We start from the raw sequence: 25,707 nt of genomic DNA, 5'->3' as shown, positions 1-25,707 counted from the left end.
TCAGCCGGCGCGGAAGGCGATCCAGGCCTGGTAGCCCACGGCCTGGAAATAGCGGCTGGGCAGGACGAAGCCGGTGTCTTCCAGCAGTTCGCCGAGGCGCTGCTCGGACAACGGATCGAAATCCTCGCGCAAGCGTTGCAGCATGCCGTCGCTGTCCTCCGGGGAAAGCCCGGCCAAGCGGCAGGCCTCGGCCTGCACCGGGCGTTCGAAGGCGTCCCGGGCTTCCATCAGGTTGGCCAGCAGCAACGGCGCCGCTGGCGCCAGACGCTCGGCGACCGCCTCGAGGAAGCGCCGCTTGGCCTGGTCGCCGCGCAGGAAATGCAGCACCAGCAGGACCAGCGCCGCATCGCAAGGCGGCGCAGGCGGTAGCCCGGCGAAGTCGCCGCAGTGCAGCTCGATCCGCTCCAGCAGGCCGAGCCTGGCGCAGCGCTGGCGGGCCAGGGCGAGCATGTCGGCCGACAGGTCCGCCGCGACGAAACGCCAGCCTGGACGCAACCCGGCCAGCTCCGCCAGTTCGCCGCCGGCGCCGCAGCCGACGCTGAGCAGGCGCGCCCGTTCCGGCAGACGGGCCAGCAACTGCGCGCGACTGAGCAGGTGCAGCAACTCGTAACCCGGCAACAGGCGGCCGATCCGCGTCTCGTAGCCGTCCGCCTGTTTCCCGACGAAGCGGCCCATCAGTCGAACACCTTGCCCAGGCGCCAATAGCCCATCAGGGTCAGATGACGCTTGTCGATACCGCGCTCCTGCACCAGGTAGCGCCGGATCGCCATCACCGCCGCCGACTCGCCGGCGACCCAGGCGTAGAAACTGCCGCTCTCGGGGCTCGCCAGTTCCCAGAGGATCTCCTCGTCGATATCGATGTCCTCCAGCTCCTGGGCCGCACCACCCGCCACCTCGCGCTCCGGCAGCCGCGCCTGGCGCGCCGCCTCGATCATCCGCTCGCCGTTGCGCGAATGGATGCCGGCCTGGTGGCGCGGCAGCCAGTGCAGGCGCGCACCGGGAATCGCCGGCAGGTCGAGGATATCGGCTTCTCCCGGCACTTCGAGAAAGGCCTCGACCACCGGCGGCTCGGCTTCGCCGGCCAGCTCCTCGAGAATTCCCGCCACCGCGGGCAAGGCGGTTTCGTCGGCGATCAGCAGGATATGGCGGACGCCAGCCGGCGGCTTCCATTCGTAGCCGCCGGGGTCATCGCCGTATTGCCGGTTGGGCGCGGCCAGTTGCAGGCGGTCGCCGATCCGCGCGTGGGTCGCCCAGGCCGAGGCCGGGCCGTTCTCGCCGTGGAGGACGAACTCCACGTCGACCTCCTCCTGCTCGGCGCGCAGCGCACGGATGGTGTAGGTACGCATCGGCGGCCGGCGAGCCGGCTCGACGCTGCGATAGGCCTGGTACCACTCGCTGCCACCGGGCAGGCTGGGCGGCTGGCCGCTGGCATCGGGGAAGAAGATCTTGATCCGCTGGTCGGCGGCCAGGGTCTTCATCTCGGCGACCTCCGGGCCGCCGAAGACGAAGCGGGTCAGCGCCGGGCTGAGTTGCTCGCGGCGCTTGAGTTCGACATTGAACAGACGATAGGCGGGTTGCGACATGACGATGGTCTCCTGGTGACCGGCGCCCAGCGGCGCCGGCGGATGCATGCATCAGGCAACTCTAGCAAACAATGCGAATGATTAGCATTTGCTATTTGTGCAATCGTCGACTGCGTCGAAAGCACGACTGCCGCTCAGGCCTCGCAAGGCTCCAGCAGCTCGCAAGCGCTCTCCCCTACTCGCCTGACCGCCTGCTCGATGGCCGGGGTCGGCAACGCCGCGTAGTTCATCCGCAGGCAGTTCCGGTACTTGCCGGAAGCGGAGAAGATGCAGCCCACCGCGACTTGTACGCCGCGGTTGCGCAAGGCCTTGTCCAGGCGCAGGGTGTCGAACGCCTCGTCCAGTTCGACCCAGAGCAGGAAACCGCCCTGGGGCCGGCTGGCGCGGGTGCCCTCCGGGAAATAGCGCGCCACCCAGTCGATCATCAGGTCGCGTCCGCGCTGGTACTGGGCGCGCATGCGCCGCAAGTGCGGCTCGTAGTGGCCGTTGCCGATGAATTCGGCGATCGCCAGTTGCGGTTGCAGGGCGCTGGCGCCGGTACTGATGTACTTCATGTGCAGCACGCGGTCGGCGTAGCGCCCGGGTACCATCCAGCCGATCCGCAGGCCCGGCGCCAGGACCTTGGAGAACGACCCGCAGAGCAGCACCCGGCCATCGTCGTCGTACGACTTGATGGTGCGCGGGCGCGGATAGGTGTAGGCCAGGTCGCCATAGACATCGTCCTCGATGATCGCCACGTCGTAGCGCTGGGCCAGGGCCAGCAGCGCCCGCTTGCGCGACTCGGGCATGATGTAGCCGAGCGGGTTGTTGCAGTTCGGGGTCACCTGGATGGCCTTGATCGGCCACTGTTCCAGCGCCAGTTCGAGGGCTTCCAGGCTGATGCCGTTGACCGGATCGGTGGGGATCTCCAGGGCCTTCATGCCGAGGCCTTTCAGCGATTGCATGGCGCCATGGAAGCTCGGCGACTCCACCGCGACGATGTCGCCCGGTTCGCACACCGCGCGGATGCTCACCGACAGGGCCTCGTGGCAGCCGGTGGTGATCACCACGTCGCTGGCGGTGGCCCGACAGCCGGAGTCCACCAACAGGCGGGCGACTTCCTCGCGCAGCAACGGCGAGCCGTGGATCCCGTCGTAGGCCAGCGCACGGGCGTCGGCGTGGCGGTTGAGCCGGGCCAGGCTGCGGGTCAGCGGTTTCAGCGAAGGGCTGGAGATGTCCGGCATGCCTCGGCCGAGCTGGACCACGTCCGGTCGCGGCACCGTGCTGACCAGGGCCAGCACCTGCTCCCATTGCGAGATTTCCACCGGCCGCTGGGCCAGGCGGGCGATCGCCGGCAGCGGCGGCATCTGTCGCGCGGCCGGGACGAAATAGCCGGACTTCGGCCGCGGTTCGGCCAGCCCGCGATCTTCCAGCAGCCTGTATGCCTGTTGCACGGTGCTCAGGCTGACGCCGTGCTCGATGCTCATGGCCCGCACCGAGGGCAGCCGGTCGCCCGGACGGTAGAGGCCCTGTTCGATGCGCGAACCGAGGGTCTCGGCGAGTTGCAGATAAAGGGTCATGAGCGGGACTCCAGGGTGAGCGAAAGCGGGACCGGTACAGATGGTGGCGAAAACCACCATTCAGGCCGGGGAGCGCTTGATCTGTATGCAGTCAACCCACCTTTTCTGGACCTGTACGGAACAGCGCGCGATGGCCATTCTATCTCCGTCGTCCAGCCGATCAATATGGAGTACGCAGCATGACGCGACTCAGTGCGAAATCCGAGCGCCGCCAACGCCTCGATGGCCCCTTCCCACTCGCCGCGATGGACAACCTGGCGCAGGCCCTGCGTCGCGGCTATCGCCTGGCCCGGCAACGCCAGCTGACCCGGCGCGCGCTGCTGGACCTGGAAGCGGCGGAACTGAAGGATATCGGCCTGAGCGCCGAGCAGGCACGCGAGGAAGCCTCGCTGGCGTTCTGGCAGGCGGGAAGGTCCGGCGGGAGAAAGGCATGATCCGCTGTCGCAACTGTGGCGAACACCCAGCCAGCGAAGGGCATATCTGTATGGTCTGCAAGCGCCGATCCGACATCGACCCATACAAGGCGCTGATCGCCATGGCCCTGCTGGTCTACTGCGGCGTCAGCCTGGCGGCCTACCTCAAGCCGCATATGCCGTCACCGCCGCCTACCGCCGGCAGCAGCGTCCAGCCCGCCGAGGAGCTGGCCCAGCGCGCCCGCCAGGCCACCCTGGAACAGCGCGGCATCTGAAGAACGCATGCTCGGGAGGGGAGGCAGTTTGAGCCCCTCCTTCTTTTATATGCATGTGGCCGCCAGCGCGTGGCTCATTGCGCCGGATACTCCAGCGCCGCCGCGATTCGCCGATGCTGCTCGACCACCCACTCCCGCCGTACCGCCCCCCAGTCGCGGATGACATAGCCGCCCTGGTGGTTGCGCGCGCCCTCCCGCTGCTCGAACTCGCAGACGATGTCCAGTTCCTCCAGCGCGGCGATGGTGTCCTGGGCGGTACGCCGGGGCATGCCGGTGGCGGCCATGATCTCCGGCACGCTGGCGATGCCGCTGTCGATCAGGTAGGCGACGTAGAGGCGGCGGTAGAAGCTGGACTTGGTCTTGCTGATGGTCATGGGCAGGCGTTCTCCGGGAAGGCTCAGGGAGCGAGCAGGGGCAAGGTAGTGGTGGATTTGATTTCCGACAAGGCGACGATGGAGTTCACTTCCTGGATGCCCGGCACCGCCGACAGTTTCTCGAAGAAAAAGCGTTCGTAGGATTCGATATCGCGGGTGACGATACGCAGCATGAAGTCCACCGCGCCCATCAGTACGTGGCACTCCAGCACCTCGGGAAACTGGTGCATCGCCTCGGCGAAGTCGGTGAGGTTCTTGCGCCCATGGGCGTTGAGCTTGATCTGGGCGAATACCTGGGTATTCAGGCCGATCTTCTTGCGGTCGAGCAGGGTCACCTGCTTGCGGATCACCCCCTCCTCCTTCAGGCGTTGGATGCGCCGCCAGCAGGGCGATTGGGAAAGTCCGATGCGCTCGGCAATCTCGGCGGTGGAAAGCGAGGATTCCTCCTGCAGCAAAGCGAGAATACGCTGATCGTACATATCCAGTGGAATGGACATAAATATTCCCTACAAAGAAAAACATAGGGATCAAGTATGCACGGATAGCGCAAAATCACGCAAAAACAGGAGAAAAAATCCGGCACGCCTCTGGGAGAATTTCTCTCGTCGAAACACTGCCTGGAGCGTCACATGTCAACCCTCGCCCCCCTTTTCCTGGCCAAACACCCTGACGGCGAAGAACGCCAGGTGATCCGCCCGAACGTCTGGGAAACCTCCTGCGCAGATACCGAGACCCTGTCGATCTTCCATATCGAGGGCATGGCCGACCCGGACCTGCTGTGCCGGGTGCTCAACCTGTTCGCCGTGCAGTCCTTCACCCCGGAGCGGGTTCGTGCCGACCGCGAGGACCACAAGATCCGCCTGCTGCTGACCTTCCCCGGCCTCAGCCAGCACCGCGCCAGCGTGATCGCGGAGAAACTGCGCTCGCTGGTCACCGTGCTCGCCGTCCGCCTGGAGTTCTCTCCCCATGCCGGCAAGGTCCGTCCCAGCGTCAGCGAGCCGCTGCTGGCCAGCGTCGTCTGAGCCCCTCGGGGCGGCGCGGCGGCCGCCCTGTCCACTCAGCGTCATCGGCTGGCCTTCTGGCGTTAGCCGGTCGCCCAGCCCATGGCTACAGTGCAGGTTCGCCAGGCAGCCAGAAGACTGCCATGTGTTCCCCCGATCCTGCAGAGCGTGCCCATGTCCCGACCGCGTTTCCTTCCGGATAACTTCACCCTGGCGCTGATCGTCACCGTCCTTCTCGCCACTTTCCTGCCCTGCAGCGGCCAGACCGCCGTGGTCTTCGAATGGGTGACCAACATCGGCATCGGCCTGCTGTTCTTCCTCCACGGCGCCAAGCTGTCGCGCCAGGCGATCGTCGCCGGCATGACCCACTGGCGCCTGCACCTGCTGGTGTTCGCCTGCACCTTCGTGATGTTCCCGCTGCTCGGCCTGGCGCTGAAACCGGCGCTGTCGCCGATGGTCACCCCGGAGCTGTACCTCGGCATCCTGTTCCTCTGCGCCCTGCCGGCCACGGTGCAATCCTCCATCGCCTTCACCTCGCTGGCGCGCGGCAACGTGCCGGCAGCGGTATGCAGCGCTTCCGTGTCGAGCCTGCTCGGCGTATTCCTCACCCCGCTGCTGGTCAAGCTGCTGCTCGGCGCCGAAGGCGAGACCGGCAACGCGCTGGACGCCATCGGCAAGATCACCCTGCAACTGCTGGTACCCTTCATCGCCGGCCAGGTCCTGCGGCGCTGGATCGGCGCCTGGGTGGAGCGCAACAAGCCGGTGCTACGCTATGTCGACCAGGGCTCGATCCTGCTGGTGGTCTACACCGCCTTCAGCGCCGCGGTGATCCAGGGTCTGTGGCACGAAGTACCCTGGCTGGCGCTGCTCGGCCTGACCGTCGCCTGCTGCGTGATCCTCGCCCTGGCCCTGGTGCTGACCACAGTGCTGGCGCGACGCCTGGGCTTCAGCAAGGAAGACGAGATCACCATCGTCTTCTGCGGTTCGAAGAAGAGCCTGGCCACCGGCGTGCCCATGGCCAAGGTGCTGTTCGCCACCAGTGCGGTGGGACCGATGGTGTTGCCGCTGATGCTGTTCCACCAGATCCAGCTGATGGTCTGCGCGGTGCTCGCGCAACGCTACGCCAGGCGCCGCGACGACGCAGCGGCGGCGCTGGCCGAGGCCCCCTCGCGCTGAGCGCGAAAATGAAAGAAGCCGGCCCTGGGGCCGGCTTCTTCGTTCAGACGCGGCTCAGCGCGTCGGCGTGCGCAGGGTGACGAACTCTTCCGCCGCGGTCGGGTGGATGCCGATGGTCTCGTCGAACGCCTGCTTGGTCGCCCCGGCCTTCATCGCCACCGCGATACCCTGGAGGATCTCGCCGGCCTCGGCGCCGACCATGTGGCAGCCCAGCACCCTGTCGTCGTGGGCATCCACGACCAGCTTCATCAGGGTCTTTTCCTGGTCGTCGGTAAGGGTCAGCTTCATCGGCCGGAAGCGGCTCTCGAAGATCTTCACCTTGTGCCCGGCGCTCAGCGCCTCCTCCTCGGTCAGGCCGACGGTGCCGATGTTGGGCAGGCTGAACACCGCGGTGGGAATCAACTTGTAGTCCACCGGACGGTACTCCTCCGGCTTGAACAGCCGCCGCGCCACCGCCATGCCCTCGGCCAGCGCCACGGGGGTCAACTGGACGCGACCGATCACGTCGCCCAGGGCGAGGATCGACGGCTCGCTGGTCTGGTAATGCTCGTCGACCGCGATGAAGCCCTTGTCGGTCAGCTTCACAGCTGTGTTTTCCAGGCCCAGGTCGTCCAGCATCGGCCGCCGCCCGGTGGCGTAGAACACGCAGTCCGCCTCTAGCACCCGGCCGTCCTTGAGGGTCGCGGCCAGGCTACCATCGGCCTGTTTGTCGATACGGGCGATGTCGCTGTTGAACTGCAGGTCCAGGCCCTTCTTGCCCAATTCGTCGCGCAGATGCTCGCGGACGCTGCGGTCGAAGCCGCGCAGGAACAGGTCGCGACGGTAGAGCAAGGTGGTCTCGGCGCCGAGCCCGTTGAAGATCGAGGCGAACTCGACGGCGATGTAGCCGCCGCCGACCACCAGCACGCGGCGCGGCAGGCGCTCGAGGAAGAACGCTTCGTTGGAGGTGATCGCGTGTTCCTTGCCGGGAATGTCCGGCACCTGCGGCCAGCCACCGGTGGCGATGAGAATGTGCTTGGCGCTGAAACGCTGGCCGTCCACCTCGACGTTGTGCGCATCGAGCAGACGGGCGTGACCTTCGAGCAAGGTCACCCCGCTGTTCACCAGCAGGTTGCGGTAGATCCCGTTGAGCCGCTGGATCTCGCGGTTCTTGTTGCCGATCAGGGTCGCCCAGTCGAACTGCGCCTCGCCGGCGCTCCAACCATAGGCCCGGGCCTGCTCGAAGTCCTCGCTGAAATGCGCGCCATAGACCAGCAGCTTCTTCGGCACGCAGCCGACGTTGACGCAGGTGCCACCCAGGTAGCGACTCTCCGCCACCGCGACACGGGCACCGAAGCCGGCGGCGAAGCGGGCGGCGCGTACGCCCCCGGAGCCGGCGCCGATGACGAACAGATCGAAATCGAAAGACATGTTCCTACTCCTGGATCAGATGCGTTCCAGCATAACCCATTCACCAGCGTCGGCTCCCGCCGGATCGACGCAGAAACCTGTCGAAACGGCTCAGCGTAGGGCCTGGCAGGCGATGGGCTATGCTTGTCCGTGGAGGTAAGCGCGATGTCCCCCACCCTCACCCACCTGGCGCTGCACGTCCCCGACCTCGACGCCTGCATCGCCTTCTACGAAACCTTCTGCGGCATGCGGGTGATCCACCGGCGCCCCGGCAAAGGCTCGCAGATCGTCTGGATGGCCGAACCCGGCCAGGAACAACGCTTCATCTTCGTCATCATGCCCGGCGGCCAGCCGCGCAACCTGGCCAGCGACGATTACAGTCATTTCGGCTTCGCCCTCTCCAGCCGCGCCGCGGTAGACGATCTGGCGCGCCGCGCCGAGGCCGCCGGCTGCCTGGTCTGGGCGCCGCGCGACGAGCCCTATCCGGTCGGCTACTACTGCGGCCTGCGCGACCCGGCGGGCAACTACGTGGAGTTCAGCTACGGCCAGCCGCTGGGCCCGGGTTCCGAGGCGCTGTCGATTCCCTGACCGGGCGCGGAGGCGCCGCGTGGCCCAGGCCAGGCTGGCGGGGTTATTCGCCCGACGCCAACAACGCCACGCCCGCCGACAGCTCGGGTAGAGCGGATAACCCCCCATGGTCGTTCGCCCCATACGAAAAACGCCGCGCCCCCATCGGGGACGCGGCGTTTTTCATCGGGAACGGCGAGGCTCAGTGAGCCTTGCCGGTCTTGTAGAGGTTTTCGTAGCAGAAGTTGGTCGCCTCGATGTAACCCTCGGCGCTGCCGCAGTCGAAACGCTTGCCCTTGAACTTGTAGGCCAGCACGCAGCCGTCCTGGGCCTGCTTCATCAGGGCATCGGTGATCTGGATCTCGCCGCCCTTGCCCGGTTCGGTCTGCTCGATCAGGTCGAAGATGTCCGGGGTCAGGATGTAGCGGCCGATGATCGCCAGGTTCGACGGCGCCTCTTCCGGCTTCGGCTTCTCGACCATGGTGTTCACCCGGAAGATATCGTCGCGGATCATCTCGCCGGCGATCACGCCGTACTTGTTGGTCTCTTCCGGCGGCACTTCCTGGATCGCCACGATGGAGCAGCGGAACTGGTTGTACAGCTTGACCATCTGCTTCAGCACGCTGTCGCCTTCGAGGTTCAGGCACAGGTCGTCGGCCAGGACCACGGCGAACGGCTCGTCGCCGATCAGCGGACGACCGGTGAGGATGGCGTGGCCGAGGCCCTTCATCTCCACCTGGCGGGTGTAGGCGAAGGTGCACTCGTCGATCAGCCGACGGATGCCGACCAGGTACTTTTCCTTGTCGGTGTTGCGGATCTGGTGTTCCAGCTCGTAGCTGATGTCGAAGTGGTCTTCCAGCGAACGCTTGCCGCGGCCGGTGACGATGCCGATCTCGGAAAGGCCGGCTTCCAGCGCCTCCTCCACCGCGTACTGGATCAGCGGCTTGTTCACCACCGGCAGCATTTCCTTGGGCATGGCCTTGGTGGCCGGGAGGAAACGAGTGCCGTAACCGGCGGCCGGGAAAAGACATTTCTTGATCATGAGAATCCTTCGACATGGACGAAGTATGCGGATGGCGCGCAGTCTAATCAGGCTGCGCTCGCCTTACAATGCCCGGCCCTTGGACGTCCTATGCCCTGGTAGATGAAGCCCAGTTCCGCCATCCGCGCCGGTGCGTAGAGATTCCGACCGTCGACCAACAGGGGAGTTCGCATGGATCCACGGATTTTCTGGAAGTCCGGCTGGCGGAACTGTTTCCACTCGGTCACCAGCACCAGGGCATCGGCGCCCTCGACGGCGGCGTAGGGCGAGTCGTGGAGCGTCAACTGGGCGCACGCCAGCGCGTCCGGATAGCGTGCCGCGACCCCGGCGTTGGCCACCGGGTCATGGGCCCTGACCCGCACCCCGTGGCGCAGCAGTGCCTCCAGCAGGACCAGGCTCGGCGCCTCGCGCAGGTCGTCGGTACCCGGCTTGAAGGCCAGCCCCCAGAGCGCCACCGTGCGCCCTTGCCAGCGTCCCTGGAACAGTTCGCCGAGGGTCTCGAAGAGCAGTTCCTTCTGCCGCGCGTTGCGCGCTTCCACCGCACGCAGTATCTGGCTGTCGAAGCCCTGTTGCTCGGCGCTGCGGATCAGCGCGCGGACGTCCTTGGGAAAGCACGAGCCGCCGTAGCCGCAGCCGGCGTAGATGAAATGGGTGCCGATGCGCTTGTCGCTGCCCATGCCGCGGCGCACGTCCTCGATGTCGACGCCGGTGAGGGCGCACAGCCCGGCCATCTCGTTCATGAAGGAAATCTTGGTGGCGAGGAAGGCATTGGCCGCGTACTTGCTGAACTCGGCCTCGCGACGCCCCATCAGCAGGACCCGCTCGTGATTGCGCAGGAACGGCGCGTAGAGCTGGCGCAGGGTTTCCCCGGCCTGCGCCTCGGCGCTGCCGATGATGACCCGGTCTGGGCGCCTGAAGTCGTCCACCGCCGAGCCTTCCTTGAGGAACTCCGGATTGCTCGCCACCGCCACCCGGAAGCGCTTGCGCCGGCGCGCCAGGCCCAGGCGGATGATCTCTTCGACCCGTTCGGCGGTGCCCACCGGCACGGTCGATTTGTTGACCACGATGCAGGCCTGGCGCAGTTGCGCGCCAAGTTGCTCGGCGACCGCCATCACGTGGCTGAGGTCGGCCGAGCCATCCTCGCCGCACGGCGTGCCGACGGCGATGAACACCACTTCGGCGTCGGCCAGGCCTTCCGCCAGGCTGGCGGTGAAGGTCAGGCGGGCGGCGTCCAGTTGATCGCGCAGGATGCTTTCCAGGCCCGGTTCGTAGATCGGCATCTCGCCGCGTCTCAGCCGCGCGACCCGCTCGCGGTCACGCTCCACGCAACGCACCTGGTTGCCCATCTCGGCGAAACAGGCCGCCGTCACCAGTCCCACATAGCCCGCACCAATCACGCATAGCCGCATGGCGTCGTCCTCCGCTGGCCTCGCCCTCTCTCTGCGGACGATTGCAGCCAAGCGCGGTGGCAGGCGCGTGACGCTGGCGTGAAGCTACCGTGACAGAACCCGCGCGGATGCCCGGGGTCCACCCAAGGTAGGCGGAGAAAACGGGAGGTTCCCATGTCCATCGAAATCGATTCGGAACAAGGCATCTGCAGCGTGGAGATCGAAGGCAGCCGGCATCGCGCGCCGGTCGACAGCCTGCGCATCGGTACCGACGCCGAGGCGCGCCTGTCGGTGCTCTACATCGACGGCAAGCGCCTGCACATCAGCGAGGAAGACGCCCAGCGGCTGGTGGTCGCCGGCGCCGAGGACCAGCGCAGGCACCTGATGGCGGACGATTGACGCCCTCAGGCGTCCGCCAGCAACAGGTAGGGAGAACTGCGCAGGCTGTCGAGGCCGGCGCGGAACATGCGTTCGGCGCGGTTCCAGGGATCGTCGCGCAGGCGCTCGGTCCAGGCCAGGGTGCCGCAGATGCCGTCCCAGAGCGATTGCAGATAGATGCTGGCCAGCTCGACGTCCAGCCGCGCCGGCAGTTCGCCGCGCTCCACCGCCCGGCGGATCTGCCGGAGGCCGAAGCGTTGCCCCTGCTTCTCGAGCAGCTCGCGGCGGCGCAGCAGCGGCTCGTTCTCGTCGCTGCGTTCGCACTTGAGGTAGAGGATCTCCAGCACCCGCTGCACCGAACCGGGCTCGCAGCACTGGCGGAGAAAGCCCATGCCGGCGCGCAGGAGGATATCCAGCGCCGGCACCCTGGCGTTTTCGTCGGGTACCTCAATCTGGCCGAAGGCGCGGTCGCACATCGCCAGGCAGACCTCGATCTTGTTCTTGTAGTAGCCGTAGACCGCACCGCGAGAAACCCCGGCGGCGTCCGCCAGGTCGGCCATGGCAGTAGTGCCCACGCCCTTTTCCAGGAAAACCCGCTCGGCGGCATCGAGTATGCCGTCGCGGGTTTTCTGGGATTCCTCTTTGGTTTTCCTGGCCACTGAACGTCCTCACAAGGGAAAGGCGCCGCAGATCATAAGGATATGTTACAGAAACGCCAATTAATTAATCACTCATGATTGATTATATGCTACTGTCGCGCCGCTCGTGAGTTGCGGTGCCCTTTCCCGGGCAAGCTCGCGAGTTCACGAATCGAGGGACACCCATGCACATCCAATGGACCGGCTCGCTGCGCGGGCTGCTGGCGGCCCTGGTCGCCCTATTCCTGCTGGGCTGCGAAGAAGCAGCGGACACCGGGAAGACTGCGGAGGCCCCCGCCGAGGTCGGCGTGATCGTCGCCAGGCCGGCGCCTATCGGCATCACCAGCGAGCTGCCCGGACGCCTGGAAGCGTACCGCCAGGCCGAGGTGCGGGCGCGCGTCGCCGGCATCGTCACCCGTCGCCTGTACGAGGAAGGCCAGGACGTCCGCGCCGGCACCGTGCTGTTCCAGATCGACCCTGCGCCCTTGAAGGCGGCCCTGGACATCAGCCGCGGCGCCCTGGCCCGGGCCGAGGCCAGCCACGCGGCGGCGGCCGACAAGCTCAAGCGCTACGCCGACCTGATCAAGGACCGCGCCATCAGCGAACGCGAGTACACCGAAGCGCAGACCGACGCGCGCCAGGCCCTGGCGCAGATTGCCTCGGCCAAGGCCGAACTGGAGCAGGCCCGCCTGCGCCTGGGCTACGCCACGGTCACCGCGCCGATCGACGGCCGCGCGCGGCGTGCGCTGGTCACCGAAGGCGCGCTGGTCGGCGAGGACTCGCCGACACCGCTGACCCGCGTCGAGCAGATCGATCCGATCTACGTGAACTTCTCCCAGCCGGCCGGCGAAGTCGCCGCCATGCAGCGGGCGATCCGCGAAGGCCAGGTGAAGGGTGTCGCCGACAAGGACATCGCCGTGCGCCTGGTCCTGGCCGACGGCAGCGAGTACCCGCTGGCCGGCGAGCTGCTGTTCTCCGACCTGGCGGTCGACCCCGGCACCGACACCATCGCCATGCGTGCCCTGTTCCGCAATCCGCATCGCGAATTGCTGCCCGGCGGCTACGTGCAGGTGCGCCTGCAGCGCGCGGTGAACCCGCAGGCGATCACCGTCCCGCGCGACGCGCTGATCCGTACCGCCCAGTCCGCCGTGGTCAAGGTGGTCAACCCACAGGGCGTGGTGGAAGACGTGGAGGTCCGCGCCGACACCCTGCAGGGCCGCGACTGGATCATCAGCCGCGGGCTCAAGGGCGGCGAGCGGGTGATCGTCGAGAACGCCGCCCAGCATGCCGCCGGCTCCAGCGTCCAGGCGGTGGTCCGCCAGCCGGCCAGCGCCGACGCCCCCTCACCGCTGGCCGCCTCGCCGGCGGGCCAGTGACGGAGAACGCTACGAATGGCTCGTTTCTTCATTGACCGGCCGGTCTTCGCCTGGGTGATCTCCCTGCTGATCGTGCTCGCCGGGGTCCTGGCGATCCGCTTCCTGCCGGTCGCCCAGTACCCGGACATCGCGCCGCCGGTGGTCAACGTCAGCGCCAGCTATCCCGGCGCCTCGGCCAAGGTGGTCGAGGAAGCGGTGACCGCGATCATTGAGCGCGAGATGAACGGCGCGCCCGGCCTGCTCTACACCAAGGCCACCAGCAGCACCGGCCAGGCTTCGCTGACCCTGACCTTCCGCCAGGGCGTGAACGCCGACCTCGCCGCGGTGGAAGTGCAGAACCGCCTGAAGATCGTCGAGTCGCGCCTGCCCGAGTCGGTGCGGCGCGACGGCATCTATGTGGAGAAGGCGGCGGACAGCATCCAGCTGATCGTCACCCTCACCTCCTCCAGCGGCCGCTACGACGCCATGGAACTGGGCGAGATCGCCTCGTCCAACGTGTTGCAGGCGCTGCGCCGGGTGGAGGGCGTGGGCAAGGTCGAGACCTGGGGCGCCGAGTACGCCATGCGCATCTGGCCCGACCCGGCCAAGCTGACCTCGATGAACCTCAGCGCCAGCGACCTGGTCAACGCCGTGCGCCGGCACAACGCCCGCCTCACCGTGGGCGACATCGGCAACCTCGGGGTCCCCGACTCGGCGCCGATCAGCGCCACGGTGAAGGTCGACGACACCCTGGTGACGCCCGAGCAGTTCGGCGAGATTCCGCTGCGCATCCGCGCCGACGGCGGCGCGATCCGCCTGCGCGACGTGGCCCGCGTCGAGTTCGGCCAGAGCGAGTACGGCTTCGTCTCGCGGGTCAACCAGATGACCGCCACCGGCCTGGCGGTGAAGATGGCGCCCGGCTCCAACGCGGTGGCCACCGCCAAGCGCATCCGCGCCACCCTCGACGAGCTGTCGCGCTACTTCCCGGAGGGCGTGAGCTACAACATCCCCTATGACACCTCGGCGTTCGTCGAGATCTCGATCAGGAAGGTGGTCAGCACCCTGCTCGAGGCGATGCTGCTGGTGTTCGCCGTGATGTACCTGTTCATGCAGAACTTCCGCGCCACCCTGATCCCGACGCTGGTGGTGCCGGTGGCCCTGCTCGGCACCTTCACGGTGATGCTCGGCCTGGGCTTCTCGATCAACGTGCTGACCATGTTCGGCATGGTCCTGGCGATCGGCATCCTGGTGGACGACGCGATCATCGTAGTGGAGAACGTCGAGCGGCTGATGGCCGAGGAAGGCCTGTCGCCGCACGACGCCACGGTCAAGGCGATGCGCCAGATCAGCGGTGCCATCGTCGGCATCACCGTGGTGCTGGTCTCGGTATTCGTGCCGATGGCGTTCTTCAGCGGCGCGGTGGGCAACATCTACCGCCAGTTCGCGGTGACCCTGGCGGTCTCCATCGGCTTCTCGGCGTTCCTCGCGCTGTCGCTGACCCCGGCCCTGTGCGCCACCCTGCTGCGCCCGATCGACGCCGACCACCATGAGAAGCGCGGCTTCTTCGGCTGGTTCAACCGCGCCTTCCTGCGCCTGACCGGACGCTACCGCAACGCGGTGGCCGGCATCCTCGCCCGGCCGATCCGCTGGATGCTGGTCTACGCCCTGGTCATCGGCGTGGTCGCCCTGCTCTTCGTGCGCCTGCCGCAGGCGTTCCTGCCGGAAGAGGACCAGGGCGACTTCATGATCATGGTGATGCAGCCCGAAGGTACGCCGATGGCGGAGACCATGGCCAACGTCGGCGACGTCGAGCGCTACCTGGCGGAGCACGAACCGGTGGCCTACGCCTATGCGGTCGGCGGCTTCAGCCTGTACGGCGACGGCACCAGCTCGGCGATGATCTTCGCCACCCTGAAGGACTGGTCGGAACGCCGGGAGGCCAGCCAGCACGTCGGCGCCATCGTCGAGCGCATCAACCAGCGCTTCGCCGGCCTGCCCAACCGTACGGTGTATGCGATGAACTCGCCGCCGCTGCCGGACCTGGGTTCCACCAGCGGCTTCGACTTCCGCCTGCAGGACCGTGGCGGGGTTGGCTACGAGGCCCTGGTCAAGGCCCGCGACCAGTTGCTGGCGCGCGCCGCCGAGGACCCGCGCCTGGCCAACGTGATGTTCGCCGGCCAGGGCGAGGCGCCGCAGATCCGCCTGGACATCGACCGACGCAAGGCGGAGACCCTCGGCGTGAGCATGGACGAGATCAACACCACCCTGGCGGTGATGTTCGGCTCGGACTACATCGGCGACTTCATGCACGGCAGCCAGGTGCGCAAGGTGGTGGTCCAGGCCGACGGCGCCAAGCGCCTGGGCATCGACGACATCGGCCGGCTTCACGTGCGCAACGAGCAGGGCGAGATGGTCCCGCTGGCGACGTTCGCCAAGGCCGCCTGGACCCTCGGCCCGCCGCAACTGACCCGCTACAACGGCTATCCCTCGTTCAACCTCGAGGGCCAGGCCGCGCCGGGCTACAGCAGCGGCGAAGCCATGCAGGCGATGGAGCAATTGATGCAGGGCCTGCCCGAGGGCATCGCCCACGAGTGGTCCGGCCAGTCCTTCGAAGAACGCCTGTCCGGCGCCCAGGCGCCGGCGCTGTTCGCCCTCTCGGTGCTGATCGTGTTCCTCGCCCTGGCCGCCCTCTACGAAAGCTGGTCGATCCCGCTGGCGGTGATCCTGGTGGTGCCGCTGGGCGTGCTCGGCGCACTGCTCGGGGTGAGCCTGCGCGGTCTGCCCAACGACATCTACTTCAAGGTCGGCCTGATCACCATCATCGGCCTCTCGGCGAAGAACGCCATCCTCATCATCGAGGTGGCCAAGGACCATTACCAGGAAGGCATGAGCCTGCTGCAGGCGACCCTGGAGGCCGCGCGCCTGCGCCTGCGACCGATCGTCATGACCTCGCTGGCGTTCGGTTTCGGCGTGGTCCCGCTGGCGCTCTCCAGCGGCGCCGGTTCCGGCGCCCAGGTCGCCATCGGCACCGGGGTGCTCGGCGGGATCGTCACCGCCACGGTACTCGCGGTGTTCCTGGTACCGCTGTTCTTCCTGGTGGTCGGGCGCCTGTTCCGGTTGCGCAAGGCGCCGCGCACCGGCAACTCGCCCCAGATCCCCACGGAGCAAGCCTGATGCCCCTAGCGAAACTCTCGCTCCCCACCCTGGCACTGTGCGTCGGGCTGCTCGGCGCCTGCCCGCCGACGTCTCGCCAGCCGCGCGCGGCCCCCATCGTTCCGGCCAACGGCCCCGACCTTCGGGGCAAGCTGGACGACTGGCAACAGCAGTTCACCGACCCGCTGCTGCGACAGATGATCGGCTACGCGCCGGCGCTATCCGGCGCGCAAGCCTGAATTCCGCCGTCCTTTTCCCACCCTAGTCGGCCGCCGGCAGCGCTCGGCTGAAGCGGTAGAACAGGTTCGGCTCGCTGACCACGTACAGGCTGCCCCGGTCGTCCATCGCCAACCCTTCGGCCTGCGGCACGTCGTCCGTCAGGCCATGGTTGCCACCACGCAGGGTCAGGCTGCCGAGCGGATCCCCGGCGCGATCCAGTTCGATGACCACCCGCGACTCGTCGGAAAGCACCAGCAGGTGATCGCTGGCCTTGTCGTAGTAGAGGCTCGACAGATCGGTGAGGAACAACCCGCGATCGCGCTGCGGGTCGCCGCCGACGCTCAGGTCGAGCGCCTCGCCGCGGTCGTTGAAGAAGCCGTTTACCTCGATGATGCCCACCGGCGCCTTTTCCCGGGCCACGAACAGGCGCTCGCGCAGCGGGTCGTAGGCCAACCCCTCGAAGCCCTTGTTGCGCTTGTTTGCACTGCCCAGGGAGAACTTCCGGGCGTTGCGCGGATCGTCGATGTCGATCACCCGGGTGTCGGCGTCGACATGGATCTCTACCAGGCGTTGGCGACGCTCCTCGGCGACCACGTAGACGCCGGGCCGGATGTACTCGATAGCCTCCGGATCCTGGAAACCGCGCAGGGGGATGCGTCGCAGCAATTCGCCGTCCAGCGACAGCTCGAGGAAATGCGGGTCCTGGTTGGTCACGCTGACCAGGCTGCGCCGGCTGGGGTCGAAGGACAGCGCCGAGACGTTGGACTCCGCGCCCAGCACGCGGGCTTCGATATCGACCCGATAGTCGGCCAGGCGCAGGGCGTTCTCGCGCGCAACATCGCCGCCGTAGCGCTGCTCCAGCTTGAACCAGATGCGCTCGAACGCGCGCTGCTGCTGACCCGCCACCAGCAGCGCAAGCAACGCGGCGAGCAGGCAAGCCAGCAGCGTCCTGTAGGTCATCAGCCGACTCATCGTTACGACTCCTCCGAGAAACACAGTGTTCGGCGAAGCAGAACAGAGCCATCCGTGCCCTTTCATGAGGCGCCGATTAAATCTTTCTGACAAGTATCTTTCACGGCTGTCATTTTTTCCCCGTTCCAGGCGTTGACAGGATTTCGGTGCAGCTTTACGTTAACGTAAAGGTAAACAAGCAGGTGCCTGCGCATGTCCACCACCTACACCATCTCCGATCTCGCCCGCGAACTGGACATCACCACCCGCGCCATCCGCTTCTACGAGGAGCAAGGCCTGCTCTCCCCCGAGCGACGCGGCCAGGAACGCATCTATTCGCCGCGCGACAAGGTCAGCCTGAAGCTGATCCTGCGCGGCAAGCGCATCGGTTTTTCCCTCGCCGAATGCCGCGAACTGATCGAGCTCTACGACCCGGACCCGAGCAGCGGCAACCAGAAGCAGTTGAACACCATGCTGGAGAAGATCGCCGAGCGCCGCGCCCAGCTGGAACAACAGTTGCTGGACATCGAACAGATGCAGCTGGAACTGGATACTGCCGAGGAGCGCTGTCGAGCGGCGCTGATCAAAAGCTATAACAAACAAACAGTTGCAACATAAACCTAATTCGAAGCTTTAAACCGGACAAGCACAATTACAGGTGAAAGCATGACCTATCCCAGCCTCAACTTCGCCCTCGGCGAAACCATCGACATGCTCCGCGACCAGGTCCGCGGCTTCGTCACCGCCGAACTGCAGCCGCGCGCCGCGCAGATCGACCAGGACAACCAGTTCCCCATGGACATGTGGCGCAAGTTCGGCGAGATGGGCCTGCTCGGCATCACCGTCGACGAGGAGTACGGCGGTTCGGCGCTGGGCTACCTGGCCCACGCCGTGGTCATGGAAGAGATCAGCCGGGCCTCGGCCTCGGTGGCGCTCTCCTATGGCGCGCATTCCAACCTCTGCGTCAACCAGATCAAGCGCAACGGCAACGCCGAACAGAAGGCCCGCTACCTGCCGGCCCTGGTGTCCGGCGAACACATCGGTGCGCTGGCGATGAGCGAACCCAACGCCGGCTCCGACGTGGTTTCGATGAAGCTGCGCGCGGACCGGGTCGGCGACCGCTTCGTTCTCAACGGCAGCAAGATGTGGATCACCAACGGTCCCGACGCCCATACCTATGTGATCTACGCCAAGACCGACGCGGACAAGGGCGCGCACGGGATCACCGCGTTCATCGTCGAACGCGACTGGAAAGGCTTCAGCCGCGGGCCGAAGCTGGACAAACTGGGCATGCGCGGCTCGAACACCTGCGAACTGATCTTCCAGGACGTCGAGGTGCCCGAGGAGAACGTCCTCGGCGCGGTCAACGGCGGGGTCAAGGTACTGATGAGCGGCCTTGACTACGAGCGCGTGGTGCTTTCCGGCGGCCCGGTGGGAATCATGCAGGCGTGCATGGACGTGGTGGTGCCGTACATCCATGACCGCCGCCAGTTCGGCCAGAGCATCGGCGAATTCCAGCTGGTCCAGGGCAAGGTGGCCGACATGTACACCGCCCTCAACGCCAGCCGCGCCTACCTATACGCCGTGGCCGCCGCCTGCGACCGCGGCGAGACGACCCGCAAGGACGCCGCCGGGGTGATCCTCTACAGCGCCGAGCGCGCCACCCAGATGGCCCTGGACGCGATCCAGATCCTCGGCGGCAACGGCTACATCAACGAGTTTCCCACCGGCCGCCTGTTGCGCGACGCCAAGCTCTACGAGATCGGCGCCGGCACCAGCGAGATCCGCCGCATGCTGATCGGCCGCGAGCTGTTCAACGAAACCCGCTGAAGCCTCGCTCTCCCCGGCCCTTTTCCGCCAGGGAGAGGGCATTCCATTGCATCGACAGGCGCATCGCCAGGTCGGGAGCGGGCGCCAACCGCTTCCGCCCACCTCGACACGGAGCCACCGCCATGGCCATCCTGCACACCCAGATCAATCCACGCTCCGCCGAGTTCGCGGCCAACGCCGCGACCATGCTGGAACAGGTCAACGCCCTGCGCACCCTCCTCGGCCGCATCCACGAAGGCGGCGGTAGCGCCGCCCAGGCCCGGCACAGCGCGCGCGGCAAGCTGCTGGTGCGCGAACGCATCAACCGCCTGCTCGACCCCGGCTCGCCGTTCCTCGAGCTTTCCGCCCTCGCCGCCCATGAGGTCTACGGCGAAGAGGTCGCCGCCGCCGGCATCGTCGCCGGGATCGGCCGGGTCGAAGGGGTGGAATGCATGATCGTCGGCAATGATGCCACGGTGAAGGGCGGCACCTACTATCCGCTGAGCGTGAAGAAACACCTGCGGGCCCAGGCCATCGCCCTGGAAAACCGCCTGCCATGCATCTACCTGGTGGACTCCGGCGGCGCCAACCTGCCGCGCCAGGACGAGGTGTTCCCCGACCGCGAGCACTTCGGCCGGATCTTCTTCAACCAGGCCAACATGAGTGCCCGCGGCATCCCGCAGATCGCCGTGGTGATGGGCTCCTGCACCGCCGGCGGAGCCTATGTGCCGGCGATGTCCGACGAGACCGTGATGGTGCGCGAACAGGCCACCATCTTCCTCGCCGGGCCGCCGCTGGTGAAGGCCGCCACCGGCGAGGTGGTCAGCGCCGAGGAGCTTGGCGGCGCCGACGTGCACTGCAAGGTCTCAGGGGTCGCCGACCACTATGCCGAGGACGATGACCATGCCCTGGCCATCGCCCGCCGCTGCGTCGCCAACCTCAACTGGCGCAAGCAGGGCCAGCTGCAATGCCGTGCACCGCGCGCGCCGCTATACCCCGCCGAGGAGCTGTACGGGGTGATTCCCGCCGACAGCAAGCAGCCCTACGACGTGCGCGAAGTGATCGCACGGCTGGTGGACGGCTCCGAGTTCGACGAGTTCAAGGCGCTGTTCGGCACCACCCTGGTCTGCGGCTTCGCCCACCTGCACGGCTATCCGATCGCCATCCTGGCCAACAACGGGATCCTCTTCGCCGAGGCTGCGCAGAAAGGCGCGCACTTCATCGAGTTGGCCTGCCAGCGTGGCATCCCGCTGCTGTTCCTGCAGAACATCACCGGTTTCATGGTCGGCCAGAAGTACGAGGCTGGCGGCATCGCCAAGCACGGCGCCAAGCTGGTGACCGCGGTGGCCTGCGCGCGGGTGCCGAAGTTCACCGTGCTGATCGGCGGCAGCTTCGGCGCCGGCAACTACGGCATGTGCGGACGCGCCTACGACCCGCGCTTCCTGTGGATGTGGCCGAACGCGAGGATCGGCGTGATGGGCGGCGAACAGGCCGCCGGGGTGCTCGCCCAGGTCAAGCGCGAGCAGGCCGAGCGCGCCGGCCAGCAGCTCGGCGCCGAAGAGGAGGCGAAGATCAAGGCGCCGATCCTCGAGCAGTACGAGCACCAGGGCCATCCCTACTACTCCAGCGCGCGACTGTGGGACGACGGCGTGATCGATCCGGCGCAGACCCGCGAGGTGCTCGCCCTGGCGCTTTCCGCCGCCCTCAACGCCCCCATCGAGCCGACCGCCTTCGGCGTGTTCCGCATGTGACGAGCAGACCAGCATGAGCGAATTCCAGACCATCCAGCTTGAGATCGACCCGCGCGGCGTAGCCACCCTGTGGCTGGACCGGGCGGAAAAGAACAACGCCTTCAATGCCGTCGTGATCGACGAACTGTTGCAGGCCATCGATCGCGTCGGCAGCGACCCGCAGGTCCGCCTGCTGGTGCTGCGCGGCCGTGGCCGGCACTTCTGCGGCGGTGCCGACCTGGCCTGGATGCAGCAGTCGGTGGACCTCGACTACCAGGGCAACCTGGCCGACGCCCAGCGCATCGCCGAACTCATGACCCATCTCTACAACCTGCCCAAGCCGACCTTGGCGGTGGTCCAGGGCGCGGTGTTCGGCGGCGGGGTCGGCCTGGTCAGTTGCTGCGATATGGCCATCGGCAGCGACGACGCGACCTTCTGCCTGTCCGAGGTACGCATCGGCCTGATCCCGGCGACCATCGCCCCGTTCGTGGTCAAGGCCATCGGCCAGCGCGCCGCGCGGCGCTATTCGCTGACCGCCGAGCGCTTCGACGGACGCCGCGCCAGCGAACTGGGCCTGCTCAGCGAAAGCTGTCCCGCCGCCGAACTGGAAAGCCAGGCCGAGGCCTGGATCGCCAACCTGCTGCAAAACAGCCCGCGCGCCCTGGTGGCCTGCAAGGCGCTCTACCATGAGGTCGAGGCCGCCGAGCTGAGCCCGGCGCTGCGCCGCTACACCGAGGCGGCCATCGCCCGCATCCGCATCAGCCCGGAAGGCCAGGAAGGCCTGCGCGCCTTCCTGGAGAAACGCACGCCCGCCTGGAGAAACGACGCATGAACCCGGACTACCGCAGCATCCAGCGCCTCCTGGTCGCCAACCGCGGCGAGATCGCCTGCCGGGTGATGCGCAGCGCGCGCGCCCTCGGCATCGGCAGCGTCGCCGTGCACAGCGACATCGACCGCCACGCCCGCCACGTCGCCGAAGCCGACATCGCCGTCGACCTGGGCGGCGCCAAGCCCGCCGACAGCTACCTGCGCGGCGACAGGATCATCGCCGCCGCCCTCGCCAGCGGCGCCCAGGCGATCCACCCCGGCTACGGCTTCCTCTCGGAGAACGCCGACTTCGCCCGCGCCTGCGAGGAAGCCGGCCTGCTCTTCCTCGGACCGCCGGCGGCGGCCATCGACGCCATGGGCAGCAAGTCGGCGGCCAAGGCGCTGATGGAAGAAGCCGGCGTGCCGCTGGTGCCCGGCTACCACGGCGAAGCCCAGGATGCCGAGACCTTCCGCCGGGAAGCCGGAAGGATCGGCTACCCGGTGCTGCTCAAGGCCGCCGCTGGCGGCGGCGGCAAGGGCATGAAGGTGGTGGAGCACGAGGCCGAGCTGGCCGAGGCCCTTTCCTCCGCCCAGCGCGAGGCCAAGGCCGCCTTCGGCGACGCGCGGATGCTGGTGGAGAAATACCTGCTGAAGCCGCGCCACGTGGAGATCCAGGTATTCGCCGACCGCCATGGCCACTGCCTGTACCTCAACGAACGCGACTGTTCGATCCAGCGCCGCCACCAGAAGGTCGTCGAGGAAGCCCCCGCCCCCGGTCTCGGTGCGGAACTGCGCCGGGCCATGGGCGAGGCCGCGGTACGCGCGGCGCAGGCGATCGGCTACGTCGGCGCCGGTACCGTCGAATTCCTCCTCGACGAACGCGGCCAGTTCTTCTTCATGGAAATGAACACCCGCCTGCAGGTGGAACACCCGGTCACCGAGGCCATCACCGGCCTCGACCTGGTCGCCTGGCAGATCCGCGTCGCTCGCGGCGAGGCGCTGCCGCTGACACAGGAACAGGTGCCGCTGAACGGCCACGCCATCGAAGTGCGGCTCTACGCGGAAGACCCCGAGGGCGGCTTCCTCCCCGCCAGCGGCCGCCTGGCGCTGTACCGCGAAGCGCCCGCCGGCCCCGGCCGGCGGGTCGACAGCGGGGTACGCGAAGGCGACGAGGTCTCGCCGTTCTACGACCCGATGCTGGCCAAGCTGATCGCCTGGGGCGAAACCCGCGAGGAAGCCCGCCAGCGCCTGCTGGCGATGCTGGCGGAAACCTCGGTCGGCGGCCTGCGCACCAACCTGGCATTCCTCCGCCGCATCCTCGGCCATCCGGCGTTCGCCGCCGCCGAACTGGACACCGGTTTCATCGCGCGCCACCAAGACGACCTGCTGCCGGCGCCGCAAGCGCTGCCGGAGCATTTCTGGCAGGCCGCCGCCGATGCCTGGCTGCAGAGCGAAGCGGGCTACCGTCGCGACGACGACCCGTATTCGCCGTGGAGTCGCAACGACGGCTGGCGCAGCGCCCTGGCGCGGGAGTCCGACCTGATGCTGCGCTGCCGCGACGAACGCCGCTGCGTCCGCCTGCGCCACGCCAGCCCCAGCCAGTATCGCCTGGACGGCGACGACCTGGTCAGCCGGGTGGACGGTGTCACCCGTCGCTCGGCGGCGTTGCGCCGCGGACGCCAGTTGTTCCTCGAATGGGAGGGCGAACTGCTGGCCATCGAAGCCGTCGACCCGATCGCCGAGGCCGAGGCCGCCCATGCCCACCAGGGCGGTTTGAGCGCGCCGATGAACGGCAGTATCGTGCGGGTCCTGGTCGAGCCCGGCCAGACGGTCGAAGCCGGCGCCACCCTGGTGGTGCTGGAGGCGATGAAGATGGAGCACAGCATCCGCGCGCCCCACGCCGGGGTAGTGAAGGCGCTGTATTGCAGCGAGGGCGAACTGGTCGAGGAAGGCACGCCGCTGGTGGAGCTGGACGAGAACCAGGCCTGACAGCCAAGACGAGGAACAGCATGAACCTGCCGAAGAAGGTCCGCCTGGTGGAGGTCGGTCCGCGCGACGGACTGCAGAACGAGAAACAGCCGATCGAGGTGGCCGACAAGATCCGCCTGGTCGATGACCTGAGCGCCGCCGGCCTGGACTACATCGAAGTGGGCAGCTTCGTCTCGCCCAAGTGGGTGCCGCAGATGGCCGGCTCGGCCGAGGTATTCGCCGGCATCCGCCAGCGTCCCGGCGTGACCTACGCGGCGCTGGCGCCGAACCTGAAAGGCTTCGAGGCGGCGCTGGAGTCGGGAGTGAAGGAAGTGGCGGTGTTCGCCGCCGCGTCGGAAGCCTTCTCCCAGCGCAACATCAACTGCTCGATCAAGGACAGCCTGGAGCGCTTCGTACCGGTGCTGGAGGCGGCGCGCCAGCACCAGGTGCGGGTGCGCGGCTACATTTCCTGCGTGCTCGGCTGTCCCTACGACGGCGATGTCGATCCGCGCCAGGTCGCCTGGGTCGCCCGCGAACTCCAGCAGATGGGCTGCTACGAGGTGTCCCTGGGCGACACCATCGGCGTCGGCACCGCCGGCGCCACCCGCCGGCTGATCGAGGCGGTGGCCAGCGAGGTTCCCCGCGAGCGCCTCGCCGGGCACTTCCACGACACCTACGGGCAAGCCCTGGCGAACATCTACGCCAGCCTGCTGGAAGGCATCGCGGTATTCGACAGCTCGGTGGCCGGCCTCGGCGGTTGTCCCTACGCCAAGGGCGCCACCGGCAACGTCGCCAGCGAAGACGTCCTCTACCTGCTGAACGGCCTGGAGATCCATACCGGGGTCGACATGCACGCCCTGGTCGACGCCGGCCAGCGTATCTGCGCGGTGCTCGGCAAGAGCAACGGGTCGCGAGCGGCGAAAGCGTTGCTGGCCAAGGCCTGAGAAGCGGCGGATAACCGCGAGCGGTTATCCGCCCTACCCGACGTCGCGCCCAGGCTCGGAGACTGCGTCATCCACCCTGGGTGCCGTCATACCCCATCCGCCAACTGATAGCCCGAGTCGTCGCAAGCAGCCGTTCCGCCGCTGGCCCCTGCTCCTCGGCCTGGAAGATGCTCGCCGGGCCGACCACCGTGAGCACCGCCGCCACCCGCCCGCGGGCGTCGAACACCGGCGCCGAGAGCGCTTCCACCCCAGGCATCAGCAGCCCATGGATCGCATGCAGGCCGCGCGCGCGGATGCCCTCCAGCAGCACCGCGTAGGCCGCCGGGTCGGCCAGCGGATGGTCGGCACGCCCGGCCAACTCTTCCTCGCGCAGCTCGGCCACCTCGCGTTCCGGCAGGAACGCGGCGAACACCAGGCCGGTGGACGAACCGAGCAGCGGCAGCACCGAGCCGACCTGGGTGACCACCGTCACCGCGCGCACCGCCTGTTCCACCTGTACCACGGTGGCGCCACGGTTGCCCCAGACGGCGAGGAAGCAGGTCTCGTTGAGCACGTCGCGCAGCTCGGCCAGCGGCGCGGCGGCGCTCTTCAGCACGTCCATGCTGTCCAGCGCCGCCAGGCCCACGCGCAGCGCCTCGCGCCCCAGCGAGTAATGATTGGTGGAGGCGTCCTGGACCGCGAAGCCGCTGGCGATCAATGCCTGCAGGTAGCGATGGACCTTGCTCGCCGGCATCCCCACATGCTCCGCCAGGCGCGACAGCGAGGTCGCCGGGGAGAGTTCGGCGAGGGCCTTGAGGATATCGGTACCGACTTCGGCGGAGCGGACCTTCTGCTTGCCGGAGGTTCCGGCGGGACTGCTGTTCTTTTCCATGGACGCGGGTTCCTGCGGGCGGGGCCGACGTTATAGCTTGACGCTGCCTTCCACTCAAATTACGTTATGCGTAATTGAATTACGATAAAAATAACGCAGCCAGCGTGCCAGGTCCCC

Annotated in this window: 26 protein-coding genes; 15 read left to right on the top strand and 11 right to left on the bottom strand. The window is 67.5% G+C overall.

All coding sequences use genetic code 11. The features are described from left to right. The 3 genes from VQ065_RS15730 to VQ065_RS15720 all read right to left on the bottom strand — a co-directional run bounded on the left by VQ065_RS15730 (position 1) and on the right by VQ065_RS15720 (position 3,142). On the bottom strand, positions 1 to 675 hold the full coding sequence (locus VQ065_RS15730; protein WP_003088663.1) for a class I SAM-dependent methyltransferase: 675 nt from the start codon (positions 673 to 675) through the stop codon (positions 1 to 3). Continuing rightward, entirely contained in the window at positions 675 to 1,583 is a 909-nt protein-coding gene (locus VQ065_RS15725) for a siderophore-interacting protein (protein ID WP_003139694.1), read from the bottom strand. Before VQ065_RS15725 ends, VQ065_RS15730 begins: the two co-directional genes overlap by 1 nt. 134 nt (positions 1,584 to 1,717) lie before the next feature. Next, positions 1,718 to 3,142 carry an aminotransferase-like domain-containing protein gene (locus VQ065_RS15720; protein ID WP_003088661.1) on the bottom strand — a complete coding sequence of 475 codons (1,425 nt, stop codon included), beginning with the start codon at positions 3,140 to 3,142 and terminating at the stop codon, positions 1,718 to 1,720. 179 nt (positions 3,143 to 3,321) lie between these two features. On the opposite strand from VQ065_RS15720, the gene VQ065_RS15715 reads away from it, so the two are divergent. Both VQ065_RS15715 and VQ065_RS15710 read left to right on the top strand, forming a co-directional pair. Then, positions 3,322 to 3,576: a DUF1127 domain-containing protein gene (locus VQ065_RS15715; protein ID WP_003088655.1), complete on the top strand. Its 255-nt coding sequence runs from the start codon at positions 3,322 to 3,324 to the stop codon at positions 3,574 to 3,576. Beyond that, on the top strand, positions 3,573 to 3,830 hold the full coding sequence (locus VQ065_RS15710) for a hypothetical protein (RefSeq protein WP_003088653.1): 258 nt from the start codon (positions 3,573 to 3,575) through the stop codon (positions 3,828 to 3,830). Before VQ065_RS15715 ends, VQ065_RS15710 begins: the two co-directional genes overlap by 4 nt. Positions 3,831 to 3,904: 74 nt before the next feature. Here VQ065_RS15710 and VQ065_RS15705 read toward each other — a convergent pair whose 3' ends face one another. Both VQ065_RS15705 and VQ065_RS15700 read right to left on the bottom strand, forming a co-directional pair. Beyond that, the gene (locus tag VQ065_RS15705) at positions 3,905 to 4,204 is read right to left on the bottom strand and encodes a winged helix-turn-helix domain-containing protein (protein WP_003088651.1); all 300 of its coding nucleotides are present in this window, start codon (positions 4,202 to 4,204) and stop codon (positions 3,905 to 3,907) included. Between the two features lie 23 nt (positions 4,205 to 4,227). Continuing rightward, on the bottom strand, positions 4,228 to 4,701 hold the full coding sequence (locus tag VQ065_RS15700) for an Lrp/AsnC family transcriptional regulator (protein ID WP_003088649.1): 474 nt from the start codon (positions 4,699 to 4,701) through the stop codon (positions 4,228 to 4,230). Between the two features lie 132 nt (positions 4,702 to 4,833). Between VQ065_RS15700 and VQ065_RS15695 the strand changes: the two genes are divergently transcribed. Both VQ065_RS15695 and VQ065_RS15690 read left to right on the top strand, forming a co-directional pair. Further along, positions 4,834 to 5,226 (top strand): hypothetical protein, encoded by a 393-nt coding sequence (locus tag VQ065_RS15695; protein WP_003088646.1) that lies wholly within the window; start codon positions 4,834 to 4,836, stop codon positions 5,224 to 5,226. A 153-nt stretch (positions 5,227 to 5,379) separates the two neighbouring features. After that, positions 5,380 to 6,381: a bile acid:sodium symporter family protein gene (locus VQ065_RS15690; protein ID WP_003088644.1), complete on the top strand. Its 1,002-nt coding sequence runs from the start codon at positions 5,380 to 5,382 to the stop codon at positions 6,379 to 6,381. A 54-nt stretch (positions 6,382 to 6,435) separates the two neighbouring features. Here VQ065_RS15690 and gorA read toward each other — a convergent pair whose 3' ends face one another. Further along, complete coding sequence (gene gorA, locus VQ065_RS15685; protein WP_003088643.1) at positions 6,436 to 7,791, bottom strand: glutathione-disulfide reductase; 1,356 nt, start codon at positions 7,789 to 7,791, stop codon at positions 6,436 to 6,438. A 144-nt stretch (positions 7,792 to 7,935) separates the two neighbouring features. Here gorA and VQ065_RS15680 point away from each other — a divergent pair, with 144 nt between their 5' ends. Then, positions 7,936 to 8,358 (top strand): VOC family protein, encoded by a 423-nt coding sequence (locus VQ065_RS15680; protein ID WP_003088641.1) that lies wholly within the window; start codon positions 7,936 to 7,938, stop codon positions 8,356 to 8,358. Positions 8,359 to 8,539: 181 nt separating this feature from the next. On the opposite strand, the gene galU is transcribed toward VQ065_RS15680, so the two are convergent. Together galU and VQ065_RS15670 are read right to left on the bottom strand one after the other, a co-directional pair. Further along, complete coding sequence (gene galU / locus VQ065_RS15675; RefSeq protein WP_003088639.1) at positions 8,540 to 9,379, bottom strand: UTP--glucose-1-phosphate uridylyltransferase GalU; 840 nt, start codon at positions 9,377 to 9,379, stop codon at positions 8,540 to 8,542. A gap of 47 nt (positions 9,380 to 9,426) precedes the next feature. Then, the gene (locus tag VQ065_RS15670; protein WP_003088636.1) at positions 9,427 to 10,788 is read right to left on the bottom strand and encodes a UDP-glucose 6-dehydrogenase; all 1,362 of its coding nucleotides are present in this window, start codon (positions 10,786 to 10,788) and stop codon (positions 9,427 to 9,429) included. Positions 10,789 to 10,941: 153 nt separating this feature from the next. On the opposite strand from VQ065_RS15670, the gene VQ065_RS15665 reads away from it, so the two are divergent. Continuing rightward, positions 10,942 to 11,166 (top strand): DUF3203 family protein, encoded by a 225-nt coding sequence (locus VQ065_RS15665; RefSeq protein WP_003088627.1) that lies wholly within the window; start codon positions 10,942 to 10,944, stop codon positions 11,164 to 11,166. 5 nt (positions 11,167 to 11,171) lie between these two features. Here the strand turns inward: VQ065_RS15665 and mexZ are convergent, their stop codons facing one another. Beyond that, entirely contained in the window at positions 11,172 to 11,804 is a 633-nt protein-coding gene (mexZ, locus tag VQ065_RS15660) for an efflux pump transcriptional repressor MexZ (protein ID WP_125034990.1), read from the bottom strand. Positions 11,805 to 11,968: 164 nt separating this feature from the next. On the opposite strand from mexZ, the gene mexX reads away from it, so the two are divergent. Genes mexX through VQ065_RS15645 form a run of 3 tightly spaced genes read left to right on the top strand, consistent with a single transcriptional unit; the run spans position 11,969 to position 16,530 of the window. Then, entirely contained in the window at positions 11,969 to 13,159 is a 1,191-nt protein-coding gene (gene mexX / locus VQ065_RS15655) for a multidrug efflux RND transporter periplasmic adaptor subunit MexX (protein ID WP_003088624.1), read from the top strand. 15 nt (positions 13,160 to 13,174) lie between these two features. Beyond that, positions 13,175 to 16,312: a multidrug efflux RND transporter permease subunit MexY gene (gene mexY, locus VQ065_RS15650; protein WP_003088621.1), complete on the top strand. Its 3,138-nt coding sequence runs from the start codon at positions 13,175 to 13,177 to the stop codon at positions 16,310 to 16,312. Beyond that, entirely contained in the window at positions 16,312 to 16,530 is a 219-nt protein-coding gene (locus VQ065_RS15645) for a hypothetical protein (RefSeq protein ID WP_003088607.1), read from the top strand. The genes mexY and VQ065_RS15645 overlap by 1 nt, the downstream gene beginning before the upstream one ends. A gap of 22 nt (positions 16,531 to 16,552) precedes the next feature. On the opposite strand, the gene VQ065_RS15640 is transcribed toward VQ065_RS15645, so the two are convergent. After that, entirely contained in the window at positions 16,553 to 17,482 is a 930-nt protein-coding gene (locus VQ065_RS15640; RefSeq protein ID WP_003088602.1) for an SdiA-regulated domain-containing protein, read from the bottom strand. Between the two features lie 192 nt (positions 17,483 to 17,674). On the opposite strand from VQ065_RS15640, the gene liuR reads away from it, so the two are divergent. The 6 genes from liuR (at position 17,675) to liuE (ending at position 24,719) form a co-directional block, all read left to right on the top strand. Beyond that, positions 17,675 to 18,079, top strand: a complete 405-nt coding sequence (liuR, locus tag VQ065_RS15635; RefSeq protein ID WP_003088601.1) for a liu genes transcriptional regulator LiuR — start codon at positions 17,675 to 17,677, stop codon at positions 18,077 to 18,079. Positions 18,080 to 18,127: 48 nt separating this feature from the next. After that, positions 18,128 to 19,291 (top strand): isovaleryl-CoA dehydrogenase, encoded by a 1,164-nt coding sequence (gene liuA / locus VQ065_RS15630; RefSeq protein ID WP_003088600.1) that lies wholly within the window; start codon positions 18,128 to 18,130, stop codon positions 19,289 to 19,291. Between the two features lie 122 nt (positions 19,292 to 19,413). Beyond that, positions 19,414 to 21,021, top strand: coding sequence for a methylcrotonyl-CoA carboxylase subunit beta (gene liuB, locus VQ065_RS15625; RefSeq protein WP_003088599.1), 1,608 nt, complete (start codon positions 19,414 to 19,416; stop codon positions 21,019 to 21,021). 13 nt (positions 21,022 to 21,034) lie between these two features. Continuing rightward, positions 21,035 to 21,832: a gamma-carboxygeranoyl-CoA hydratase gene (locus VQ065_RS15620; protein ID WP_003088598.1), complete on the top strand. Its 798-nt coding sequence runs from the start codon at positions 21,035 to 21,037 to the stop codon at positions 21,830 to 21,832. Continuing rightward, a complete protein-coding gene (liuD, locus tag VQ065_RS15615) occupies positions 21,829 to 23,796 on the top strand; it encodes a methylcrotonyl-CoA carboxylase subunit alpha (protein WP_003088595.1) in 1,968 nt (655 codons plus the stop codon). Before VQ065_RS15620 ends, liuD begins: the two co-directional genes overlap by 4 nt. Before the next feature lie 20 nt (positions 23,797 to 23,816). Further along, a complete protein-coding gene (gene liuE / locus VQ065_RS15610) occupies positions 23,817 to 24,719 on the top strand; it encodes a bifunctional 3-hydroxy-3-isohexenylglutaryl-CoA lyase/hydroxymethylglutaryl-CoA lyase (protein ID WP_003088593.1) in 903 nt (300 codons plus the stop codon). Between the two features lie 67 nt (positions 24,720 to 24,786). On the opposite strand, the gene VQ065_RS15605 is transcribed toward liuE, so the two are convergent. Then, positions 24,787 to 25,590, bottom strand: coding sequence for an IclR family transcriptional regulator (locus VQ065_RS15605; protein ID WP_003088591.1), 804 nt, complete (start codon positions 25,588 to 25,590; stop codon positions 24,787 to 24,789). Positions 25,591 to 25,707: the final 117 nt, after the last annotated feature.

The organism is Pseudomonas sp. KBN10P06128 (assembly GCF_037574945.1).
Taxonomy (GTDB): Bacteria; Pseudomonadota; Gammaproteobacteria; order Pseudomonadales; family Pseudomonadaceae; genus Pseudomonas; species Pseudomonas aeruginosa.
Note: the sequence above shows the minus strand (reverse complement) of the source record. Positions and strands in the feature narration are given on the sequence as shown.

Coding starts and splice junctions, on each gene's coding strand:
- VQ065_RS15730 (WP_003088663.1), bottom strand. CDS start 675: ATGGGCCGCTTCGTCGGGAAACAGGCGGACGGCTACGAGACGCGGATC.
- VQ065_RS15725 (WP_003139694.1), bottom strand. CDS start 1,583: ATGTCGCAACCCGCCTATCGTCTGTTCAATGTCGAACTCAAGCGCCGC.
- VQ065_RS15720 (WP_003088661.1), bottom strand. CDS start 3,142: ATGACCCTTTATCTGCAACTCGCCGAGACCCTCGGTTCGCGCATCGAA.
- VQ065_RS15715 (WP_003088655.1), top strand. CDS start 3,322: ATGACGCGACTCAGTGCGAAATCCGAGCGCCGCCAACGCCTCGATGGC.
- VQ065_RS15710 (WP_003088653.1), top strand. CDS start 3,573: ATGATCCGCTGTCGCAACTGTGGCGAACACCCAGCCAGCGAAGGGCAT.
- VQ065_RS15705 (WP_003088651.1), bottom strand. CDS start 4,204: ATGACCATCAGCAAGACCAAGTCCAGCTTCTACCGCCGCCTCTACGTC.
- VQ065_RS15700 (WP_003088649.1), bottom strand. CDS start 4,701: ATGTCCATTCCACTGGATATGTACGATCAGCGTATTCTCGCTTTGCTG.
- VQ065_RS15695 (WP_003088646.1), top strand. CDS start 4,834: ATGTCAACCCTCGCCCCCCTTTTCCTGGCCAAACACCCTGACGGCGAA.
- VQ065_RS15690 (WP_003088644.1), top strand. CDS start 5,380: ATGTCCCGACCGCGTTTCCTTCCGGATAACTTCACCCTGGCGCTGATC.
- gorA (WP_003088643.1), bottom strand. CDS start 7,791: ATGTCTTTCGATTTCGATCTGTTCGTCATCGGCGCCGGCTCCGGGGGC.
- VQ065_RS15680 (WP_003088641.1), top strand. CDS start 7,936: ATGTCCCCCACCCTCACCCACCTGGCGCTGCACGTCCCCGACCTCGAC.
- galU (WP_003088639.1), bottom strand. CDS start 9,379: ATGATCAAGAAATGTCTTTTCCCGGCCGCCGGTTACGGCACTCGTTTC.
- VQ065_RS15670 (WP_003088636.1), bottom strand. CDS start 10,788: ATGCGGCTATGCGTGATTGGTGCGGGCTATGTGGGACTGGTGACGGCG.
- VQ065_RS15665 (WP_003088627.1), top strand. CDS start 10,942: ATGTCCATCGAAATCGATTCGGAACAAGGCATCTGCAGCGTGGAGATC.
- mexX (WP_003088624.1), top strand. CDS start 11,969: ATGCACATCCAATGGACCGGCTCGCTGCGCGGGCTGCTGGCGGCCCTG.
- mexY (WP_003088621.1), top strand. CDS start 13,175: ATGGCTCGTTTCTTCATTGACCGGCCGGTCTTCGCCTGGGTGATCTCC.
- VQ065_RS15645 (WP_003088607.1), top strand. CDS start 16,312: ATGCCCCTAGCGAAACTCTCGCTCCCCACCCTGGCACTGTGCGTCGGG.
- VQ065_RS15640 (WP_003088602.1), bottom strand. CDS start 17,482: ATGAGTCGGCTGATGACCTACAGGACGCTGCTGGCTTGCCTGCTCGCC.
- liuR (WP_003088601.1), top strand. CDS start 17,675: ATGTCCACCACCTACACCATCTCCGATCTCGCCCGCGAACTGGACATC.
- liuA (WP_003088600.1), top strand. CDS start 18,128: ATGACCTATCCCAGCCTCAACTTCGCCCTCGGCGAAACCATCGACATG.
- liuB (WP_003088599.1), top strand. CDS start 19,414: ATGGCCATCCTGCACACCCAGATCAATCCACGCTCCGCCGAGTTCGCG.
- VQ065_RS15620 (WP_003088598.1), top strand. CDS start 21,035: ATGAGCGAATTCCAGACCATCCAGCTTGAGATCGACCCGCGCGGCGTA.
- liuD (WP_003088595.1), top strand. CDS start 21,829: ATGAACCCGGACTACCGCAGCATCCAGCGCCTCCTGGTCGCCAACCGC.
- liuE (WP_003088593.1), top strand. CDS start 23,817: ATGAACCTGCCGAAGAAGGTCCGCCTGGTGGAGGTCGGTCCGCGCGAC.
- VQ065_RS15605 (WP_003088591.1), bottom strand. CDS start 25,590: ATGGAAAAGAACAGCAGTCCCGCCGGAACCTCCGGCAAGCAGAAGGTC.